At 58.7% G+C, this 407-nt stretch carries 1 protein-coding gene; it reads left to right on the forward strand.

The features are described from left to right. Positions 1-407: DNA polymerase (locus FNJ47_RS46695; RefSeq protein ID WP_236000608.1), on the forward strand; the 407-nt coding region annotated here is incomplete at both ends.

Consider the following 407-nt stretch of genomic DNA (forward strand, 5'->3'; position numbering starts at 1 on the left):
GTACGTACCCACCTCAACGTCGCCCTGGGTGAGGCAGAGGAAAACTCTGACCAGGCCATGCTCGATTTTGGGGAAGACCATTTTGCTGAGTCGATGGAGAGAGCAGTGGCTGTCACCAGGCTGGCTGACGTCATGGAGAAAGAGGTCGAGGCGCGCGGCGGGGCCGAGCTGCTGCATGATGTCGAGATGGGGGTACAGAGGTGCCTTATCTCAATGGCGCGTGCCGGTATCGCCGTCGATACGGACATCTTTGAAGGGTTGCGCTCCGAGTTCGACGAGCGGGTAACACGAGCCCAGGAGGCTGCGTGGGAAGCAGCTGGGGAGAAGATCAATCTGTCCTCGCCTAAACAGTTGCAGGGAGTGCTGTTCGACAAGCTCGATATGCCTAAGACCCGGCGTACTAAGTC

Origin of the sequence: Bradyrhizobium uaiense, assembly GCF_010811875.1 — a bacterium.
In the GTDB taxonomy this organism is placed as follows: Bacteria; Pseudomonadota; Alphaproteobacteria; order Rhizobiales; family Xanthobacteraceae; genus Bradyrhizobium; species Bradyrhizobium uaiense.